Raw genomic sequence first — 18,989 nt, 5'->3', positions numbered from 1 at the left:
CAAATCACGCCCCGGTTTAAGGGCCGTACAACACCAGCGCTGTTTCTTTCACCGTAACGAACCTGTAACTACCGATTCCGGTTGGGGAAACTCCCTGGTAACCAATGCCGCTGTTGTTATTTGTCGCGTACACCTGTCGATGCAGATGTCGTGCCGACTTGGCGTGAAAGGAATGCAACAAGCGTGCTCAAAATTCGCAACGCTTCATGAAATTTTCACAAAACCTGCTACCGGGGGTCGGAAAGTGCCGTAAACACGGGGCGGGAGCCGCCTGACGGGGTGTCACAGTCAAGAATCATTAAAATTTGAAAAGCTGTCATGAAAGTCAATGTGTTACCGCAACTTGTTCATGCAGCGTCACCTTTGGGGTGGCAAGTGTGGTGCGAGGTGTACGGGTGGCCTCATTTTGGTGCGAAAAGTAGCGCTGTGTTACCGGGAACGTGCAGGGTATCCTTGCAGGCCTGTTTTCCGCGTGACGCGGGTTGGTTCTGCCTGAAGGAGATTTGCCGTGTTCGTCCTCGATTCGCGTTTGCAGCAGGATTCGCTGGTGCTGGGGGAGTTTGCGCTGTGCCAGTTGCTGCTGAGCAAGGATGCCAACTATCCATGGTTCATCCTGGTGCCCAAGCGCGCCGGTATCAGCGAACTGTTCGAGCTCGATGCTGCGGAGCAGCAGCAGTTGTGGCAGGAAACCACCAGCCTGGCCGAAGCGCTGAAAGCCAGCTACAGCGCCGACAAGATGAACGTGGCCACCCTGGGCAATGTGGTCAGCCAGTTGCACATGCACGTGATCGTGCGCCAGCGCGACGACGCCGCCTGGCCGGCACCGGTGTGGGGCAAGTGCCCGGCGGTGGCCTACACCGACGACCAGGTGCAAGCCATTCGCCAGCGCCTGCGCGGGCTGCAGCTCGCCGGCTACCAGGAGGCCTGACATGTCGCTTGAATCGCGAGTGGTCGAACTGGAAACACGCCAGGCGTTCCAGGATGACACCATCCAGGCGCTGAATGACGTGGTGGTCGAACAGGGGCGGGTGATCGAGCGGCTGCAGTTGCAGATGGCCGAGCTGATCAAGCGTTACGAAGAGATGGTTGGCCAGTACGGCAGCGAAGGGGACGAGGCGCCACCGCCTCATTATTGATACCTGGACCCCTGCAGAAGCGGGCATGCCCGCTCCTGCAGGGGGTGGTTTCTGCAAGCTGGATCAGCGGCGGGTTACCGCAACCACATCCTCGGCCTGCAGGCCCTTGTCACGGTGCATCACGGAAAACTCCACGCGCTGGCCTTCCACCAGGATGCGGTGGCCTTCGCCGCGAATGGCGCGAAAGTGCACGAAGATATCATCGCCCGAGTCGCGGGAGATGAAGCCGAAGCCTTTGGACGTGTTGAACCACTTCACGGTACCGGTATCACGATTGCCGGCGTCCTGCGCCGCGTGCTGGCTGGCGCGTGCCTTGCGCGGGATGCGGGCAAAGCCCACGGCCAGGTGCACGGCCACGGCCAGCGCCGCGCAGACCAGTGCGGCCAGGTTGCCCATTTCCGGGCGGGCCAGCAGTGTCAGGGTCTGCAGCACCACGGCCACCACCAGCAGGGCACAGGCCAGGTGCTGCAACTGCTGTCGCGCGCCGCGGTAGTACAGTGGTACGACCGGGGCCAGCACCAGGTTGAGCAGGCCGAGCAGGGCAAGGTAGACCGCGTCGGGTTGTTGCAGGAAGGGTGTCGCATCGGTTTTCAGGCTGGGTATGAGCGATAGCAGCAAGGCTGCCACGCCCGTCACCAGATGGACGATCTTGAACATGGGGTTGGCTCACAGTTGATAAGGCCGATCACAGGAAGAGCTGGCAGCACGGTGCGCATGAGGTGTAGAGCGCGAACACGTGGCAGGCCAGCCTATGCACCCGGCAATGACAATCCGCACGGGTGGCACCATGCCTATTTAACAGTAAAGCCGCAGGCTACTCAAACCGCAGGCCGCGACGGGCGATGTGTTGCGCCATGTCACATGCGGCGTGTACCAAGTGTTGCTACAGTGGTCGTCACCTGCTTGGGTCTCAAGCCTTATGGAAAGGGGAACTTCATGGCAATCGATATCGGTATCAGTGAAGAAGATCGCAAGTCCATCGTCGATGGGCTGTCCCGCCTGTTGTCGGATACCTACGTGCTGTATCTGAAAACCCATAACTTCCACTGGAACGTCACCGGTCCGTCGTTCCGCACCCTGCACCTGATGTTCGAAGAGCAGTACAACGAACTGGCGCTGGCGGTCGACTCGATCGCCGAGCGCATTCGCGCCCTGGGCTTTCCGGCGCCGGGGGCTTATGCATTCTATGCGAGGCACTCCTCGATCAAGGAGGAAGAAGGGGTGCCGCCTGCCGACGAGATGATCCGCCAGCTGGTTCAGGGCCAGGAAGCCGTGGTGCGTACCGCGCGCAGCATCTTCCCGGTGGTGGACAAGGTCAGTGACGAGCCGACCGCCGACCTGCTGACCCAGCGCATGCAGGTGCACGAGAAAACCGCCTGGATGCTGCGGGTGCTGCTCGACGGCAAGTAGATACCCAACGCTGTACCGGCCCTTGTAGGAGCGGTCTTGTGTCGCGATGGGCTGCGCAGCAGCCCCGGCAATTTGTGCAATTGCACTCAAACCCTGGGGCTGCTTCGCAGCCCATCGCGACACAAGGCCGCTCCTACAGGTCCTGCGCAATTTTGTGTGGGAAGATTTTGCCGCTGCTTTAAGCTCGCCCATCAGCGCTTCATAGGCCACCTGGTACCTGTGACGAGGAAGTGTGGCGCATGATGCAAGCAAGCAAACGTGTGGCTGGCCAGGGGCGTTGGCCGGGTAAACAGTGCATCGACCCGTTCAAGGCGGATTTCGACATGTTGCAGACCCAGCCGGTGTCACGCTCGGTGCGGCTCAACGGCTTTTCCACCTGCCTGCGGCTGGAGGCCGTCTACTGGGGCATCCTGGAGCGCATCGCCGCGGCCAACCGCTGCTCGGTCAGCGCGGTGCTGTCCTACGTCGACCGCGAGGTACACCTGCGCCAGGGTGGGGTGCGCAACTTCAGCGGGCTGATCAGGGTGATCTGCGTCGCCTGGCTGCTGGACCCGCCAAGTGTGCGCTGATCGCCTGGCGGGCTGCGCAGTGCTTGCTAACCATATATAATCCCGCTTTTTGCTGCCCCGGCAGCCAGCGTTGTGGTTGACGAGAGACACCCATGCCCCTTTATGACTATCAATGTGCATCCTGCGAGCACCGCATGGAAGTGCTGCAGAAGATCAGCGCCGCGCCGCTGACCGATTGCCCGGCCTGCCAGGCGCCGGCGCTGAAAAAGCTGCTGTCGGTGCCAGGCTTCCGCCTGAGCGGTAACGGTTGGTACGAAACCGACTTCAAGACCGGGGCGAAAAAGAATCTGGCAGGCGGCGACAAGGCCGACTGAGTTGAATGCTGTGACCGGGTCTTGCAGTATTAGCCCTCTGCGGGCGGCCAAGGCCTCCACCGAATACACGAATCACGAGAAGCGAAACCACCATCATGATGCGCAGCCATTATTGCGGCCAACTGAACGAGAGCCTGGACGGCCAGGAAGTCACCCTTTGCGGCTGGGTCCATCGTCGCCGCGACCACGGCGGGGTGATCTTCCTCGACATCCGTGACCGCGAAGGCATGGCCCAGGTCGTGTTCGACCCGGATCGCGCCGAAACCTTCGCCGCTGCCGACCGCGTGCGCAGCGAATACGTCGTGCAGATCACCGGCAAGGTCCGCAAGCGCCCTGAAGGTGCGGTGAATGCCAACATGGCTTCCGGCGCCATCGAGATCCTCGGCTACCAGCTGAACGTGCTCAACGAAGCGGAAACCCCGCCGTTCCCGCTGAACGAATACTCCGACGTCGGCGAGGAAACCCGCCTGCGCTACCGTTTCATCGACCTGCGTCGCCCGGAAATGGCCGACAAGCTGCGCCTGCGTTCGCGCATCACCAGCAGCATCCGTCGCTTCCTCGACGAGAACGGCTTCCTCGACGTCGAGACGCCGATCCTGACCCGTGCCACCCCGGAAGGCGCGCGTGACTACCTGGTGCCTAGCCGTACCCACGCCGGTAGCTTCTTCGCCCTGCCGCAGTCGCCGCAGCTGTTCAAGCAGCTGTTGATGGTCGCCGGCTTCGACCGCTACTACCAGATCGCCAAGTGCTTCCGTGACGAAGACCTGCGTGCCGACCGCCAGCCGGAATTCACCCAGATCGACATCGAGACCAGCTTCCTCGATGAAAGCGAGATCATGGGCCTGACCGAAAGCATGATCCGCAAGCTGTTCAAGGAAGTGCTGGACCTGGAATTCGGCGAATTCCCGCACATGACCTTCGAAGAGGCCATGCGCCGCTACGGTTCCGACAAGCCGGACCTGCGGATTCCGCTGGAACTGGTCGACGTTGCCGATCAGCTCAAGGATGTCGACTTCAAGGTGTTCGCCGGCCCGGCCAACGATCCGAAGTGCCGCGTTACCGCCCTGCGCCTGCCAGGCGGCGCCAGCATGCCGCGCAGCAAGATCGACGAGTACACCAAGTTCGTCGGCATCTACGGTGCCAAGGGCCTGGCCTACATCAAGGTCAACGAGCGCGCCAAGGGCGTCGAAGGCCTGCAGTCGCCGATCGTCAAGAACATCCCCGAGGCCAACCTCAACACCATCCTCGACCGCGTTGGCGCCGTTGACGGCGACATCGTGTTCTTCGGTGCCGACAAGTTCAAGGTGGTCAGCGAAGCCCTGGGCGCGCTGCGTATCCGCCTGGGTCACGACTTCGAGCTGCTGACCTGCGAGTGGGCACCGATGTGGGTGGTCGACTTCCCGATGTTCGAAGAGAACGAGGACGGCAGCTTCACCGCGCTGCACCACCCGTTCACCGCGCCGAAGTGCACCCCGGAAGAGCTCGAGGCCAACCCGGCCGTGGCCCTGTCCCGTGCCTACGACATGGTCCTGAACGGTACCGAGCTGGGTGGCGGTTCGATCCGTATCCACCGTAAAGAGATGCAGCAGGCCGTGTTCCGCCTGCTGGGCATCGAGGCGGCAGAACAGGAAGAGAAGTTCGGCTTCCTGCTCGACGCCCTGAAGTTCGGTGCACCACCTCACGGTGGTCTGGCCTTCGGTCTGGACCGCCTGGTCATGCTGATGACCGGCGCCCAGTCGATCCGTGAAGTGATCGCCTTCCCGAAAACCCAGAGCGCCGCGTGCGTCATGACCCAGGCCCCTGGCATGGTCGACGCCAAGGCCCTGCGCGAGCTGCACATCCGACTGCGCGAACAGACCAAGGTCGAGTAAGCAGTCCCCGGGCGCATCCACATGGATGCGCCTTTGCGTTTCGGCGCAGGCAATTTCCCGTCCCGCCCCGTACAGGGGCGGGGCTGTTTGTGATTCAAAGGATTCGGAGTCGTTATGGCTGGTCATTCCAAGTGGGCGAACATCAAGCACCGCAAAGAGCGCCAGGATGCCAAGAGAGGCAAGATCTTCACCAAGTGGATCCGTGAACTGACGGTCGCTGCCAAGCAGGGTGGTGCTGACCCGGCATCCAACCCGCGCCTGCGTTTGGCGCTGGACAAGGCCCTGGGCGCCAACATGAGCCGCGACATCATCGATCGTGCCGTGGCCCGTGGTGCCGGCACCAACGAAAGCGACAACGTCGAAGAGCTCAGCTACGAAGGTTACGGCCCGGGTGGCGTGGCGATCATGGTCGAGGCCATGACCGACAACCGCAACCGTACCGCCGCTGCCGTGCGTCATGCCTTCACCAAGTGTGGTGGCAACCTGGGCACCGACGGTTCGGTGGCCTACCTGTTCGAGCGCAAGGGGCAGATCAGCTTTGCCCCGGGCGTGGAAGAAGACGCGCTGATGGAAGCGGCGATGGAAGCCGATGCCGATGACGTGGTGGCCAACGACGACGGCTCGTTCGACGTGTTCACCTCGTTCAACAGCTTCTACGCCGTGCGCAATGCCCTGGAAGAGGCGGGCTTCAAGGCCGCTGACGCGGAAATCGTCATGCAGCCGACCACCAGCGCCGAACTCGACCAGGACGGTGCCGAGAAAGTACTCAAGCTGATCGACATGCTCGAAGACCTGGATGACGTGCAGAACGTCTACTCCAATGCCCAGATTTCCGATGAGATCATGGAAAACCTCGGCTAAGGTGTCCTGGCGATCCATGCCAGTTCTTCAAGTTTGTCAGCGCCTGTACCGGCCCTTTCGCGGGTAAACCCGCTCCCACAGGTACTGCACCACATTCAGAGTCGGTGCAGTACCTGTGGGAGCGGGTTTACCCGCGAAAGGGCCGGTACAGTTTGCAGAGATGCATCAATTTTTCGACAGGCACTATGACTCTGATTCTTGGTATCGACCCCGGCTCGCGCATCACCGGCTATGGCGTGGTACGCCAGACCGCGCGTGGTTGCGAGTACGTGGCGTCGGGCTGCATCCGCACCGGCAGCGGCGAGCTGCACGAGCGGTTGCAGATCGTTTTTCGTGGCGTGGGTGAAATCATCGCCCAGCACGGCCCGGTAACCATGGGCATCGAACGGGTGTTCATGGCCCGTAACGCCGACTCGGCGCTCAAGCTCGGCCAGGCCCGTGGCGCAGCCATCGTCGCCGCCGCCGAAGCCGGCCTGGAAATCGCCGAATACAGCGCCACCCAGGTCAAACAGGCGGTAGCCGGTACCGGTGGGGCCAACAAGGAGCAGGTGATGATGATGGTCATGCACCTGCTGAAACTGACGCAGAAGCCGCAGATCGACGCCTCCGACGCCCTGGCCATCGCCCTGTGCCACGCCCATACCCGTTCCAGCCTGGTGCCGCATGGCCTGGCCACGGCACGGCGACGCGGCGGGCGCTTGCGTCTGTAGGCGCTTCATGCGCTGATACACATTTTGTTCGGGTGATGCGTTCACCCGCTGCATTTGCTGATAGGGTTGAGCGGTCTTTGACCGGCTCCCCGAGAGGAAGGATCGGAACGTGATTGGACGTTTGCGCGGCACCCTGGCGGAAAAACAGCCGCCGCACCTGATTATCGACGTCAACGGCGTAGGTTACGAACTGGAAGTTCCCATGACCACGCTGTACCGTCTGCCCAAGGTGGGCGAACCCGTAACCGTGCACACCCACCTGGTGGTGCGCGAGGATGCTCACCTGCTCTACGGTTTTGCCGAAAAGCGCGAGCGCGAACTGTTCCGCGAACTCATTCGCCTGAATGGCGTAGGGCCGAAGCTGGCCCTGGCGCTGATGTCCGGGCTGGAAGTGGACGAGCTGGTGCGCTGCGTGCAGGCTCAGGACACCTCGGCCCTGGTGCGCGTGCCCGGTGTTGGCAAGAAAACCGCCGAACGCCTGCTGGTCGAGCTCAAGGACCGCTTCAAGGCTTGGGAAACGTCCCCGGCCATGTTCACCCTGGTCTCCGACGGGCCGCTGCCGGTCGCCAGCGCGTCCACGGCCGAAGCCGATGCCGTCAGCGCCCTGGTTTCCCTGGGCTACAAGCCGCAGGAAGCCAGCAAGGCGATCGCCGCGATCAAGGACAAGGCCGGCCTGAGCAGTGAGGAGCTGATCCGCCGCAGCCTGAAAGGGATGATTACCAAGTGATCGAAGCCGACCGCCTGATCGCCGCCAGTGGCCGCGACCGTGAAGAAGTCCAGGACCGTGCGATCCGCCCGCTGCGGCTGGACGAGTACATCGGCCAGCCGGTGGTGCGCGAGCAGATGGCGCTGTTCATCCAGGCCGCCCGTGGCCGCAGCGAGTCGCTCGACCATACGCTGATCTTCGGCCCGCCCGGCCTGGGCAAGACCACCCTGGCCAACATCATCGCCCAGGAAATGGGCGTGTCGGTCAAGAGCACCTCGGGGCCCATCCTCGAGCGCCCGGGCGACCTCGCGGCCATGCTGACCAACCTCGAACCGCACGATGTGCTGTTCATCGACGAGATCCACCGGTTGTCACCGGTCGTCGAAGAGGTGCTGTACCCGGCGATGGAGGACTTCCAACTCGACATCATGATCGGCGAAGGGCCAGCGGCCCGTTCGATCAAGCTCGACCTGCCGCCGTTCACCCTGGTCGGAGCCACCACCCGTGCCGGCATGCTCACCAACCCGCTGCGGGACCGTTTCGGTATCGTCCAGCGCCTGGAGTTCTACAGCGACAAGGACCTGGCCACCATCGTCAGCCGTTCCGCCGGCATCCTCGGCCTGGCCATCGAAGACCAGGGTGCCTACGAGATCGCCCGCCGGGCCCGTGGCACGCCACGTATCGCCAACCGCCTGCTGCGCCGCGTGCGCGACTACGCCGAAGTGCGCGGCAAGGGCCATATCACCAAGGCCGTGGCCGACATGGCGCTCAACCTGCTGGACGTCGACGAGCGCGGTTTCGACCACTCCGACCGCCGCCTGCTGCTGACCATGATCGAGAAGTTCGACGGTGGCCCGGTCGGCGTGGACAACCTGGCCGCGGCCATCAGTGAAGAGCGCCACACCATCGAGGATGTGCTCGAGCCGTACCTGATCCAGCAAGGCTACATCATGCGCACGCCGCGCGGCCGCGTGGTCACCCGGCATGCGTACCTGCACTTTGGCCTGAACGTGCCCGGGCGCCTGGGGGAGGGTGGGGATTTTTCCGAAGCGGGCGATGAGTGACAGATCGAAAACGGCTTTTCGTGGTCCTACCGCTGGCATGCCGAGGGTGCGCTGGCAATAAGACATTAATGAAGAAAAAACAGTTGCCACAGCGGATTGGCAAGCTGAGGAGTAAGCACTAGAGTATGCGCGCGCAAAATGGCCTGGAACCGTTCGCACACCGTTGTCGCGTCTATTACGAAGATACCGATGCCGGTGGCGTGGTGTATTACGTCAATTACCTGAAATTCATGGAGCGCGCGCGTACCGAGCGGCTGCGGCACCTGGGCTTTTCCCAGGCGCAGCTGGCCGAAGACAACCTGCTGTTCGTGGTCCACTCCAGCGAAGCGCGCTATCACGCGCCGGCGCGGCTGGACGACGAGTTGCGGGTCACCGCGCAAGTACTTGAACTCAATCGCGCCAGCCTGCGCTTCGTGCAGCAGGTCTGGCGGGAAAAGGATGAAACGCTGCTCTGCGAAGGGCAGTTCCTGGTGGCCGCCGTGCGCGCCGACACTTTCAAACCCCGAGCCATACCCCCGGAGCTGCGTGACGCCTTTGCGGCGGACGGCTCGGGTACTCAATCGAATGCAGGAGAATAAGCGTGGAAGCTAACGTCGTCGACCATACCTCCATGTGGAGTCTGGTCAGCAATGCCAGTGTGCTGGTACAGCTGGTAATGCTGACCCTGGTGGCCGCCTCGGTCACCTCATGGGTCATGATCTTCCAGCGCAGCACCATGCTGCGCGCCGGTCGTCGTGCGCTGGATGCCTTCGAGGAGCGCTTCTGGTCGGGCATCGACCTGTCCAAGCTGTACCGCCAGGCAGGCAGCAACCCAGACCCGGATTCCGGTGTCGAGCAGGTCTTCCGTGCCGGCTTCAAGGAATTCTCGCGCCTGCGCCAGCAGCCGGGCGTTGACCCGGACGCGGTCATGGAGGGTGTTGCCCGTGCCATGCGCGTAGCCATCTCGCGCGAGGAAGAAAAACTCGAGCAGAGCCTGCCGTTCCTGGCCACCGTCGGTTCGACCAGCCCGTACATCGGCCTGTTCGGTACCGTATGGGGCATCATGAACTCCTTCCGCGGCCTGGCCAGCGCCCAGCAGGCCACCCTGGCCACGGTTGCCCCGGGTATTGCCGAAGCGCTGATCGCCACCGCCATCGGCCTGTTCGCGGCAATTCCGGCGGTCATCGCCTACAACCGCTTCTCGGCCCGCAGCGAAGTGCTGATCGGCCGTTACTACACCTTCGCCGACGAGTTCCAGGCGATCCTGCACCGCAAAGTGCACACCAGCGAAGAGTAATCAGGTAGAAGCCCATGGCCCGAGTTCGCCACAAACGCAAGCCCGTCGCCGAGATGAACGTGGTGCCCTACATCGACGTGATGCTGGTACTGCTGGTCATCTTCATGGTGACGGCGCCCATGCTCAACCAGGGCGTGAAGGTAGACCTGCCCAAGGTTTCCAGTGAAGCCTTGCCGCAGGACAACAACGTCCAGATCCTCACCATCTCCATCAAGGCCGACAAGACCTACTACTGGAACCTCGGCAGCGAAGTCGATACCGACAAGCAGATGGACAAGGCCATGACCTTGCCTGCCATGACCGACGCGGTGACCAAGATCATTGCCGCCGGCCGTGACCAGGGCAAGCAGACCCAGGTGTTCATTCGTGGCGACAAGGCTGTCGACTATGGCGCGGTCATGGGTGCCATGGGCGGGTTGCAGAAGGCCGGTGTCGGTAACGTTGGCCTGATTACCGAGGCGCCCTGATGCAACAGCGAGAGCCATCCGCCTCGGAAAGCTACTTCTGGCCCAGTATCTGGGCCATCGGCCTGCATGTGCTGGTGTTCGCCCTGCTGTTCGTCAGTTTTGCCATGACGCCTGAGCTGCCGCCATCCAAGCCGATCGTCCAGGCTACCCTGTACCAGCTCAAGTCCAAGAGCCAGGCGACCACCCAGACCAATCAGAAGATTGCCGGGGAAGCGAAGAAAACCGCTTCGCGCCAGACCGAGGTCGAGCAGCTGGAACAGAAGAAGGTCGAGCAGGAGGCCGTGAAGGCCGCGGAACAAAAGAAAGCCGACGCCGCTCAAAAGGCCGAAGAGGCTCGCGAGGCCGCCGAAGCCAAGAAAGCCGAGGCAGCTGCCGAAGCCGCCGAGGCCAAGAAAGCCGCCGAAGCCAAGAAGGCCGAAGAGGCGAAGAAGGCTGCCGAGAAGCAGCAGGCCGACATCGCCAAGAAGAAGGCCGAGGAAGAAAAGAAAAAAGCCGAAGAAGAGGCCAAGAAAGAGGCCGCTGAAGAGGCGAAGAAACAAGCCGCCGAGGACGCCAAGAAAAAGGCGGCCGAAGAGGCCAAGAAGAAAGCAGCCGAGGACGCCAAGAAGAAAGCGGTAGCCGAGGAAGCGAAGAAGAAGGCAGCTGAAGAGGCCAAGAAAAAGGCCGCTGCAGATGCCCAGAAGAAAAAGGCACAGGAAGCGGCCCGCAAGGCGGCGGAAGACAAGAAAGCCCAGGCCCTGGCCGAGCTGTTGTCCGACACCACCGAACGGCAGCAGGCGCTGGCCGACGAGCAGGGTGACCAGGTGGCCGGCGACTTTGACGACCTGATCCGCATGCGCGCGGCTGAGGGCTGGGCACGTCCGCCTTCCGCGCGCAAGGGCATGACGGTGGTCCTGCAGATCAACATGTTGCCGGACGGTACCATCACCAGCGTCAGCGTGGCCCGGTCCAGTGGTGACGGCCCGTACGACAGCTCGGCGGTGGCAGCAGTGAAGAACATCGGTCGTCTGACCGAGATGCAGGGTATGAAGCCGAGCGATTTCAACCAATATCGTTCGTTCAAGATGACATTTACACCTGAGGATCTAGCGTTGTGATTAAACGTCTGAGAGGACTGCTGGTCATGCTGTGCTGCGTGGCAGGCATGGCCGTGGCAGAGGAAAAGAACATCCTGGTCACCAGCGGCAGCGACCGGGCCACGCCCATCGCGGTAGTGCCGTTCGGTCTGCAGGGCGGCAGCGTGCTGCCGGAAGACATGGCCGACATCATCGGCAACGACCTGCGCAACTCCGGCTACTACTCGCCGATTCCGCGGCAGAACATGATCAGCCAGCCGTCGCAGGCCAGCGAAGTGATCTTCCGTGACTGGAAAGCGCTGGGCGCGCAGTACGTGATGGTCGGCAGCATCGTGCCGTCGGGCGGTCGCCTGCAGGTGCAGTACGCGCTGTTCAACGTCGCCACCGAGCAGCAGGTGCTGACCGGTAGCGTGGCGGGCAGCGTCGACCAGCTGCGCGACATGGCGCACTACATTGCCGATCAGTCGTTCGAGAAGCTCACCGGCATCAAAGGTGCGTTCTCCACCCGCATGCTGTACGTGACGGCCGAGCGCTTCTCCACCAACAACACCCGCTATACCCTGCAGCGTTCGGACTACGACGGTGCACGTGCGGTTACCCTGCTGCAATCGCGTGAACCGATCCTGTCGCCACGCTTTGCTCCGGATGGCAAGCGCATCGCCTATGTGTCGTTCGAGCAGAAGCGCCCGCGCATCTTCGTCCAGCACATCGATACCGGTCGCCGCGAGCAGGTCACCAACTTCGAAGGCCTGAACGGTGCGCCAGCCTGGTCGCCGGATGGCACGCGCCTGGCGTTCGTGCTGTCGAAGGACGGCAACCCGGACATCTACGTGATGAACGTGGCTTCGCGCCAGATCAGCCGTGTCACCGCCGGCCCGGGCATCAACACCGAGCCGTTCTGGGGCAAGGATGGCAACACCCTGTACTTCACCTCCGACCGTGGCGGCAAGCCGCAGATCTACAAGCAGTCGGTCGGTGGCGGTGGTGCCGAGCGTGTAACTTTCGTGGGTAACTACAACGCCAACCCGAAACTGTCGGCGGACGAAAAGACCCTGGTGATGATCCATCGCCAGCAGGGCTTCACCAACTTCAAAGTTGCGGCCCAGGATTTGCAACGCGGAAGTGTAAAGATTCTCTCGGAAACGAGTCTTGATGAGTCTCCCACTGTTGCGCCAAACGGCACCATGCTAATCTACGCCACCCGCCAGCAGGGCCGGGGAGTCTTGATGCTCGTGTCGCTTAATGGCCGCGTGAGGCTCCCACTTCCTACCGCTCAAGGCGAAGTCAGAGAACCGTCCTGGTCCCCTTACCTGAACTGATTGCGGCGTAATACTTTTGCTTAACACACTGGGGTTTCATTAGGAGTTTCACGATGGAAATGCTGAAGTTTGGTAAATTTGCTGCGCTGGCTCTGGCCATGGCCGTAGCTGTAGGTTGCTCCTCGAAGGGCGGTGACAACGCAGGCGAAGGCGCTGCTGTAGATCCGAACGCTGGCTACGGTGCCAACACTGGCGCTGTTGACGGCTCCCTGAGCGAAGAAGCAGCCCTGCGCGCAATCACCACCTTCTACTTCGAATACGACAGCTCGGACCTGAAGCCAGAAGCCATGCGCGCTCTGGACGTTCACGCCAAGGACCTGAAAGCCAACGGCAACCGCGTTGTCCTGGAAGGCAACACCGACGAGCGCGGCACCCGCGAGTACAACATGGCTCTGGGTGAGCGTCGTGCCAAGGCCGTTCAGCGCTACCTGGTTCTGCAGGGCGTTTCCCCTGCTCAGCTGGAACTGGTCTCCTACGGTGAAGAGCGTCCGGTTGCCACTGGCAACGACGAGCAGTCCTGGGCTCAGAACCGTCGCGTAGAACTGCGTAAGTAAGTTCTTATGCGTATGTGCCGCCGTGTAGTAACCGTCCTCGCACTCAGCCTGCCGCTCGCGGCCTGGGCTGAGGTCCCTGTAGTTGATGACAACGCAGGCAGCTATCCGCCTGCGGGTTATGGCACGAGCGGCGCCTATGCCGGGTCAGGGGCTTCGGCCCCTGCCTCTGCACAGGGCCAGCTGTTCATGCAGCTGCAACAGATGCAGGATCAGCTTTCCCGCCAGCAAGGCATCATCGAAGAGCTGCAGAACGATGTGTCGCGCATGAAGCAGGAAAACCTGGAGCGTTACCAGGACCTGGACCGTCGCATCAACAGTGGCGCCGCGCCTGCCGCGACCCCTGACAATTCCTCCGGTGGTGGTGCATCCAATGCCGCCCCCGATGCAGCAGCAGGTGCTGCTGCGCAACAACCGGCCGCCAGTAGCGAGCCCGGTGATCCGGCGAAAGAAAAGCTCTACTACGATGCCGCTTTCGACCTGATCAAGCAGAAAGACTTCGACAAGGCCAGCCAGGCGTTCAACGCCTTCCTGCGCAAGTACCCCAACAGCCAGTACGCCGGCAATGCACAGTACTGGTTGGGTGAAGTGAACCTGGCCAAGGGCGACCTGCCGGCTGCCAGCCAGGCCTTCGCCCAGGTCAGCCAGAAGTATCCGAAGCACAGCAAGGTGCCGGATTCGCTGTACAAGCTGGCCGACGTCGAGCGCCGCATGGGCCACACCGACAAGGTCAAGGGTATCCTGCAGCAGGTAATCACCCAGTACCCCGGCACCTCGGCCGCGCAACTGGCCCAGCGTGACCTGCAGAAGCTCTAAGCAGTACCGCTTGAAAGAAACCCGCGCTTGTCGCGGGTTTTTTCGTTAGAATCACTGCCCTTTTTTCGTAAACACGCTGCTGCGGATAACGCTATGTCGAGTCCGCGACAGTGCCTGACGGAGGCGGGCAGCCTGTTTAGCTGTCACGCCCGTGGCGAGCATGCAAGACACATTACGCATCACCGAAGTCTTTTACTCCTTGCAGGGTGAAACGCGAACGGCTGGGTTGCCCACGGTATTCGTGCGCCTCACCGGTTGTCCCCTGCGCTGCCAGTACTGTGACAGTGCCTATGCCTTCAGTGGCGGTACCGTCCGCACCCTCGATTCGATCCTTGAGCAGGTCGCCGGCTTCAAGCCGCGCTACGTCTGCGTCACCGGTGGCGAGCCATTGGCCCAGCCCAACGCCTTGCCGTTGTTGCAGCGCCTGTGTGATGCCGGTTACGAGGTGTCGCTGGAAACCAGCGGCGCGCTGGATATTGCCGGCACCGACACCCGCGTCAGCCGCGTGGTCGACCTGAAGACCCCTGGCTCCGAAGAGTCGCACCGTAACCGCTACGAGAACATCGAGCAGCTGACCCGCAACGACCAGGTCAAGTTCGTCATCTGTTCCCGCGAGGACTACGACTGGGCGGTCTCCAAGCTGATCCAGTACAACCTGGCCGAGCGTGCCGGCGAGGTGCTGTTCTCGCCCAGCCACCACCAGGTGAACGCCAGCGAGCTGGCGGACTGGATCGTTGCCGACAACCTGCCCGTACGCTTCCAGCTGCAGCTGCACAAGCTGCTGTGGAACGACGAACCCGGACGTTGATTGAGGAGCAAGCACACATGACCGACAAACGCGCAGTAATCCTGTTGTCCGGTGGCCTGGACTCGGCCACCGTGGTCGCCATGGCCAAGGCCGAAGGCTACAGCTGCTACACCATGAGTTTCGACTACGGCCAGCGCCACCGCGCCGAACTGAACGCCGCCGCCCGCGTTGCCCGCGACCTGGGCGTGGTCGAGCACAAGGTGATTGGCCTGAACCTGGACGGCATCGGCGGCTCGGCATTGACCGACAGCAGCATCGACGTGCCGGAAACCCCGGGTGAAGGCATCCCGGTCACCTATGTGCCAGCGCGCAACACCGTGTTCCTGTCCCTGGCCCTGGGCTGGGCAGAGGTGCTGGAAGCCCGTGACATCTTCATTGGTGTGAATGCCGTGGATTACTCCGGCTACCCCGATTGCCGCCCCGAGTTCGTCGAAGCCTTCGAGCGCATGGCCAACCTGGCGACCAAGGCTGGCGTCGAAGGGCAGGGCTTCCGCATCCAGGCGCCGCTGCAGAACATGAGCAAGGCGCAGATCGTGCAGGCCGGTATGGCTCGCGGCGTGGACTACAGCCTGACCGTTTCCTGCTACCAGGCCAACGATGACGGCCGTGCCTGCGGCAAATGCGACAGTTGCCGCCTGCGTGCCGACGGCTTCAAGGCCGCCGGAGTCGAAGACCCGACGCGGTATTTTTGAAAAAAGTTTGATGGGGTGTTGATTTCCCGTTAGAAATCAGTATTATACGCGCCATCCAACGGGTCGTTAGCTCAGTTGGTAGAGCAGTTGGCTTTTAACCAATTGGTCGTAGGTTCGAATCCTACACGACCCACCATACGCAGTACGTCAAAGCCCGCTACCGGCAACGGTGGCGGGCTTTTTCGTTTTCCGTTGGCCGAGTTTTTTTGCTCGGTTTGCGCGATCGCCTGTAGGAGCGGCCTTGCGTCGCGATCGGGCTGCGCAGCAGCCCCAGGGTTTCAGCAAAAATGCAAAAATTGCTGGGGCTGCTGCGCAGCCCGATCGCGACGCAAGGCCGCTCCTACAGGGGCTGTGCAGACTCCAGATGGCTTACTCAGCCCACTCCGGATCCCCGGTAAATACCACGGTCAGCCAACGGTCCGGACCTTCACCACCCACGGCATCACCGATCTCGTTACGCCACGCATCCCATTCATCGATGGTTTTCGCGGCCATGGCCTTCGGCACGATGAAATACAGTTCGATCTCCCGCGAGCGCCCGACCTTGGCCACATAGGCGCGGTACGACTGCAACCCATGGCGTGCGACGAAGGCCTTGGCGACTTCATCTACGTGCAGTTTGAGGTCGCCAGGGGTCACCAGGAAAATTTCCGAAAGGGCCTGGCGCACCACCGACATCGGCAACGGCACGATCACCAGGCAGACCAGCGCCAGCACCGCCGGGTCGATATACGGCGACACCCACTCCAGCGATGTGCCCTGCACTGCATAGCCAAAGCAGAAGGCGATCAGCAGCGCGGCGGTGATGCTGGCCGACATCACCCAGCCCTTGACGTCCATGCGCACGAAGTCCGAGCCCAACTTGCGGTTGGCGCGGGCCTCGACAATGGCGATGGTCACGCAGGCGATCACGGTCAGTACCGCGTAGACCATGGCGATGCCGAACTCCAGGTGGCGCCCGCCTTGCAGCAGGCTGCTGACGGCGTTGATCAGCGCATAGATGGCCACGCCGCTGAGCAGGATGCCGTTGAGCGCCAGCACCATGGGCTCCAGGTGCCAGAAGCCCATGGTGAAGCGCTCGCGCAACTTGCGTGACATCTGCACGCTGGTGGTGTGCGCGGTAATCAGCCTGACCACCACCAGCGACAGCCCGCTCATGCTGGCGTCGACCAGCGAATAGACGCCGTCGAACACGATGGAGAACGAGCCGGAGGCCAGGCCGAAGGCGATGCCGATGACGGCGATGAACAGGGTGACGGCGATCGAGGTGCGTAACAGGCCCTGTTCGCTGGTGATGTCGAAGAAGGTGGGTTGAGTCGGGTTTTGCATAGGTTGTGCTCGATAAAATCAATAATGCTGTATTGCCTGTTGGGGCCTCTTCGCGGGCTCGCCCGCTCCCACAGGGTATGGCGCCACCCCGAAGGGCTGGGCATTTCCTGTGGGAGCGGGCATGCCCGCGAAGAAGGCGCACCGGCCCTGACAGGTTAGACGCGGAACTGCTCCATCAGCGCCTGCTGCTGGTTGGCCAGCCGGTTCAGGGCCTGGCTGATCCGCGCTGACTCATCGGCCTGGCCTGCCAGCGACTCGGTCACATCGCGAATGCCGGCCACATTGCGGTTCACCTCTTCGGCTACGGCGCTCTGCTCTTCAGCCGCCGAGGCAATCTGCAGGTTCATGTCGCTGATCACCGCCACTGCCTCGCCAATACGTTGTAGCGCTGGCAGCGCCTGTTCCATCCGCGCGGCGCTGTCCTGGGCTTGGCGCTGGCCTTCGTGCATGGCGCCCACCACATCCTGGGTGCCTTGCTGCAAGCCTTCGATGACCTGGCGAATTTCCTCCACCGACACCTGGGTACGCTGGGCCAGGCCGCGCACTTCATCGGCCACCACGGCAAAACCACGCCCGGCTTCGCCTGCGCGGGCGGCTTCGATGGCGGCGTTGAGTGCCAGCAGGTTGGTCTGCTCGGCAATGGTGCGGATCACTTCCAGCACCGAACCGATCTGCCCGCTGCGGCCTTCCAGCGCGCGTGCCTCGCCCATGGCGGTGTTCATGCCGGCGGCCAGTCGGTCGATGCCCTGGCGGGTGCTGTCGATCAGTTGCAGGCCCTCGCGGCTGGCTTGGTCGGCAGCGCGCGCGGCCTGGGCCGCCTGCGAAGCGTTATGGGCGACATCCAGGGCGGTGGTGCTCATTTCATTGGCGGCGGTGGCCACCTGTTCGATTTCGCGGTGCTGTTGCTGCATGCCGTTGCTGGTCTGGCTGGCGATGGCTGCCGACTGGTCGGCGGTGCCGCGGGCTTCCTGCAGTGAATCTTTGACCTGGGCTATGACCGGCTGCAGCTTGTCGAGAAAGCGGTTGAACCAACCGGTAAGCTGGCCCAGTTCGTCCTGGCGGGCATAGTCCAGGCGGCGGGTAAGGTCGCCTTCGCCGCTGGCGATGTCTTCCAGGCGCGCGGCCACGGCCAGGATTGGCCGGGTCACCCCGCGTGCGGTCAGCCACACCAGCAGCAAACCGACTACCGCAGCGCCCAGGCCAACCAGCAGGCTGGTGAGGTTGGCGCTGTGGTTGTGCGCATCCAGGCGCTGGTTGAGGGCGACGGCAGGCGCCTGCAGCACGCTTTCCGGCAGTTCCAGCAATACCTGCCAAGGGGCGGCATCAGGGATTGGCGTGAACGGGTGGGCAACACGCAGCAGGCCGTCGGCTACCGCCTTGTCCATGGGCTCGCCGAGCTTGCTGTCGTCGCGGCTGTTGCCGGCCAGCAGGCCGGCTGCGCTGGCGATACTGACCTGGCCCTGGCCGTCGAACAGCTCCCGGCGGCCGTCCAGGCTCAGCTGTTGCAGGTTGGCCAGGCCAATGTCCAGGCCGACCACGCCGACCACCTTGCCGTGCTCCAGCAGCGGCAGGGCAATGCTGGTCATCAGCACCTGGCGGCCATTCACTTCGTCGAGGTATGGCTCGAGCATGCAGGTTCTGGCGGTATCCTGCGGGCAGGTCAGCCAGCGGTTCTTCGCCACACCGTTGCTGCCGATGCTGGCGTCACCGAGCATCGATTCCGGCATGGCTTCAAGCTCCAGGGTGCCGGGGCTGGGTTGTGACCAGTACAGCGAGAAACGCCCGCTCTCATTGCTGCCCATTGCATCCTGGCCGAGGTACTGGCTGTCCGGGTCCAGGGCGTTGGGCTGGAACACCAGGTACAGGCCGATCACATCCGGGTTGCCGGCCAGGCTGGCGCGGGCCTGACGCGTCAGTTCGGCGCGCAGGTCGTTGCCGCCACGGGCCTTGAGCACCTGCACCAGGCGGGCAAAGCCATTGCCGTACTGGTAGGCGTCCATGAAATAGCGCTGGA

At 62.6% G+C, this 18,989-nt stretch carries 22 protein-coding genes, 1 tRNA gene and 1 pseudogene; 20 read left to right on the top strand and 4 right to left on the bottom strand.

The genetic code is table 11. The annotated features are described in order from the left end of the window. Positions 1-508: 508 nt before the first annotated feature. Both C163_RS19740 and C163_RS19735 read left to right on the top strand, forming a co-directional pair. Positions 509-928, top strand: a complete 420-nt coding sequence (locus C163_RS19740) for an HIT domain-containing protein (protein WP_025340267.1) — start codon at positions 509-511, stop codon at positions 926-928. Between the two features lies 1 nt (position 929). After that, the gene (locus C163_RS19735) at positions 930-1,136 is read left to right on the top strand and encodes a SlyX family protein (protein WP_025340266.1); all 207 of its coding nucleotides are present in this window, start codon (positions 930-932) and stop codon (positions 1,134-1,136) included. Positions 1,137-1,199: 63 nt separating this feature from the next. Here C163_RS19735 and C163_RS27595 read toward each other — a convergent pair whose 3' ends face one another. Further along, positions 1,200-1,793 (bottom strand): cold shock domain-containing protein, encoded by a 594-nt coding sequence (locus tag C163_RS27595; protein WP_025340265.1) that lies wholly within the window; start codon positions 1,791-1,793, stop codon positions 1,200-1,202. A gap of 279 nt (positions 1,794-2,072) precedes the next feature. On the opposite strand from C163_RS27595, the gene C163_RS19725 reads away from it, so the two are divergent. The 18 genes from C163_RS19725 (at position 2,073) to C163_RS19640 (ending at position 15,782) form a co-directional block, all read left to right on the top strand. After that, positions 2,073-2,546: a Dps family protein gene (locus C163_RS19725; protein ID WP_025340264.1), complete on the top strand. Its 474-nt coding sequence runs from the start codon at positions 2,073-2,075 to the stop codon at positions 2,544-2,546. 239 nt (positions 2,547-2,785) lie between these two features. Continuing rightward, complete coding sequence (locus C163_RS19720) at positions 2,786-3,115, top strand: ribbon-helix-helix domain-containing protein (protein ID WP_024087590.1); 330 nt, start codon at positions 2,786-2,788, stop codon at positions 3,113-3,115. A gap of 92 nt (positions 3,116-3,207) precedes the next feature. After that, positions 3,208-3,429, top strand: a complete 222-nt coding sequence (locus C163_RS19715; protein ID WP_003254776.1) for an FmdB family zinc ribbon protein — start codon at positions 3,208-3,210, stop codon at positions 3,427-3,429. 95 nt (positions 3,430-3,524) lie between these two features. Beyond that, positions 3,525-5,300 (top strand): aspartate--tRNA ligase, encoded by a 1,776-nt coding sequence (gene aspS / locus C163_RS19710; RefSeq protein WP_025340263.1) that lies wholly within the window; start codon positions 3,525-3,527, stop codon positions 5,298-5,300. Positions 5,301-5,414: 114 nt separating this feature from the next. Beyond that, on the top strand, positions 5,415-6,161 hold the full coding sequence (locus C163_RS19705; RefSeq protein ID WP_013973810.1) for a YebC/PmpR family DNA-binding transcriptional regulator: 747 nt from the start codon (positions 5,415-5,417) through the stop codon (positions 6,159-6,161). 185 nt (positions 6,162-6,346) lie between these two features. Next, the gene (gene ruvC / locus C163_RS19700; RefSeq protein ID WP_004375291.1) at positions 6,347-6,871 is read left to right on the top strand and encodes a crossover junction endodeoxyribonuclease RuvC; all 525 of its coding nucleotides are present in this window, start codon (positions 6,347-6,349) and stop codon (positions 6,869-6,871) included. Between the two features lie 109 nt (positions 6,872-6,980). Further along, a complete protein-coding gene (gene ruvA / locus C163_RS19695; protein WP_015271473.1) occupies positions 6,981-7,598 on the top strand; it encodes a Holliday junction branch migration protein RuvA in 618 nt (205 codons plus the stop codon). Further along, complete coding sequence (gene ruvB / locus C163_RS19690) at positions 7,595-8,641, top strand: Holliday junction branch migration DNA helicase RuvB (RefSeq protein ID WP_025340262.1); 1,047 nt, start codon at positions 7,595-7,597, stop codon at positions 8,639-8,641. Before ruvA ends, ruvB begins: the two co-directional genes overlap by 4 nt. A 125-nt stretch (positions 8,642-8,766) precedes the next feature. Next, positions 8,767-9,219 (top strand): tol-pal system-associated acyl-CoA thioesterase, encoded by a 453-nt coding sequence (ybgC, locus tag C163_RS19685; RefSeq protein ID WP_015271472.1) that lies wholly within the window; start codon positions 8,767-8,769, stop codon positions 9,217-9,219. A 2-nt stretch (positions 9,220-9,221) separates the two neighbouring features. Next, positions 9,222-9,917 carry a protein TolQ gene (gene tolQ, locus C163_RS19680; RefSeq protein WP_015271471.1) on the top strand — a complete coding sequence of 232 codons (696 nt, stop codon included), beginning with the start codon at positions 9,222-9,224 and terminating at the stop codon, positions 9,915-9,917. A gap of 14 nt (positions 9,918-9,931) precedes the next feature. Beyond that, entirely contained in the window at positions 9,932-10,384 is a 453-nt protein-coding gene (gene tolR, locus C163_RS19675) for a protein TolR (protein ID WP_003254760.1), read from the top strand. Next, positions 10,384-11,481, top strand: a complete 1,098-nt coding sequence (gene tolA, locus C163_RS19670; RefSeq protein WP_038408274.1) for a cell envelope integrity protein TolA — start codon at positions 10,384-10,386, stop codon at positions 11,479-11,481. Before tolR ends, tolA begins: the two co-directional genes overlap by 1 nt. 26 nt (positions 11,482-11,507) lie before the next feature. Further along, positions 11,508-12,779 carry a Tol-Pal system beta propeller repeat protein TolB gene (tolB, locus tag C163_RS19665; RefSeq protein WP_038408273.1) on the top strand — a complete coding sequence of 424 codons (1,272 nt, stop codon included), beginning with the start codon at positions 11,508-11,510 and terminating at the stop codon, positions 12,777-12,779. Positions 12,780-12,832: 53 nt separating this feature from the next. After that, complete coding sequence (gene pal, locus C163_RS19660; RefSeq protein WP_003254755.1) at positions 12,833-13,333, top strand: peptidoglycan-associated lipoprotein Pal; 501 nt, start codon at positions 12,833-12,835, stop codon at positions 13,331-13,333. A gap of 6 nt (positions 13,334-13,339) precedes the next feature. Next, positions 13,340-14,146 (top strand): tol-pal system protein YbgF, encoded by an 807-nt coding sequence (gene ybgF, locus C163_RS19655; protein ID WP_004375252.1) that lies wholly within the window; start codon positions 13,340-13,342, stop codon positions 14,144-14,146. Positions 14,147-14,306: 160 nt separating this feature from the next. Then, positions 14,307-14,954, top strand: a complete 648-nt coding sequence (gene queE / locus C163_RS19650; RefSeq protein ID WP_015271468.1) for a 7-carboxy-7-deazaguanine synthase QueE — start codon at positions 14,307-14,309, stop codon at positions 14,952-14,954. Between the two features lie 17 nt (positions 14,955-14,971). Beyond that, the gene (gene queC, locus C163_RS19645; protein ID WP_025340260.1) at positions 14,972-15,646 is read left to right on the top strand and encodes a 7-cyano-7-deazaguanine synthase QueC; all 675 of its coding nucleotides are present in this window, start codon (positions 14,972-14,974) and stop codon (positions 15,644-15,646) included. A gap of 60 nt (positions 15,647-15,706) precedes the next feature. After that, a tRNA-Lys gene (locus C163_RS19640) sits at positions 15,707-15,782 on the top strand. 233 nt (positions 15,783-16,015) lie between these two features. Here the strand turns inward: C163_RS19640 and C163_RS19635 are convergent. From C163_RS19635 to C163_RS27770, 3 genes and pseudogenes are all read right to left on the bottom strand, one after another. Further along, positions 16,016-16,975, bottom strand: coding sequence for a cation diffusion facilitator family transporter (locus C163_RS19635; RefSeq protein WP_025340259.1), 960 nt, complete (start codon positions 16,973-16,975; stop codon positions 16,016-16,018). A gap of 155 nt (positions 16,976-17,130) precedes the next feature. Further along, entirely contained in the window at positions 17,131-17,886 is a 756-nt protein-coding gene (locus tag C163_RS27775) for a methyl-accepting chemotaxis protein (RefSeq protein ID WP_371257966.1), read from the bottom strand. Positions 17,887-17,988: 102 nt separating this feature from the next. Then, positions 17,989-18,975 (bottom strand): annotated as a pseudogene (locus C163_RS27770) (HAMP domain-containing protein); the annotation flags it as partial. Between the last annotated feature and the right edge of the window lie 14 nt (positions 18,976-18,989).

Source organism: Pseudomonas sp. FGI182 (assembly GCF_000511325.1).
Classification (GTDB): domain Bacteria; phylum Pseudomonadota; class Gammaproteobacteria; order Pseudomonadales; family Pseudomonadaceae; genus Aquipseudomonas; species Aquipseudomonas putida_Z.
The sequence above is the reverse complement of the archived record's forward strand: the minus strand, read 5'-3'. Positions and strand labels throughout refer to the sequence as shown.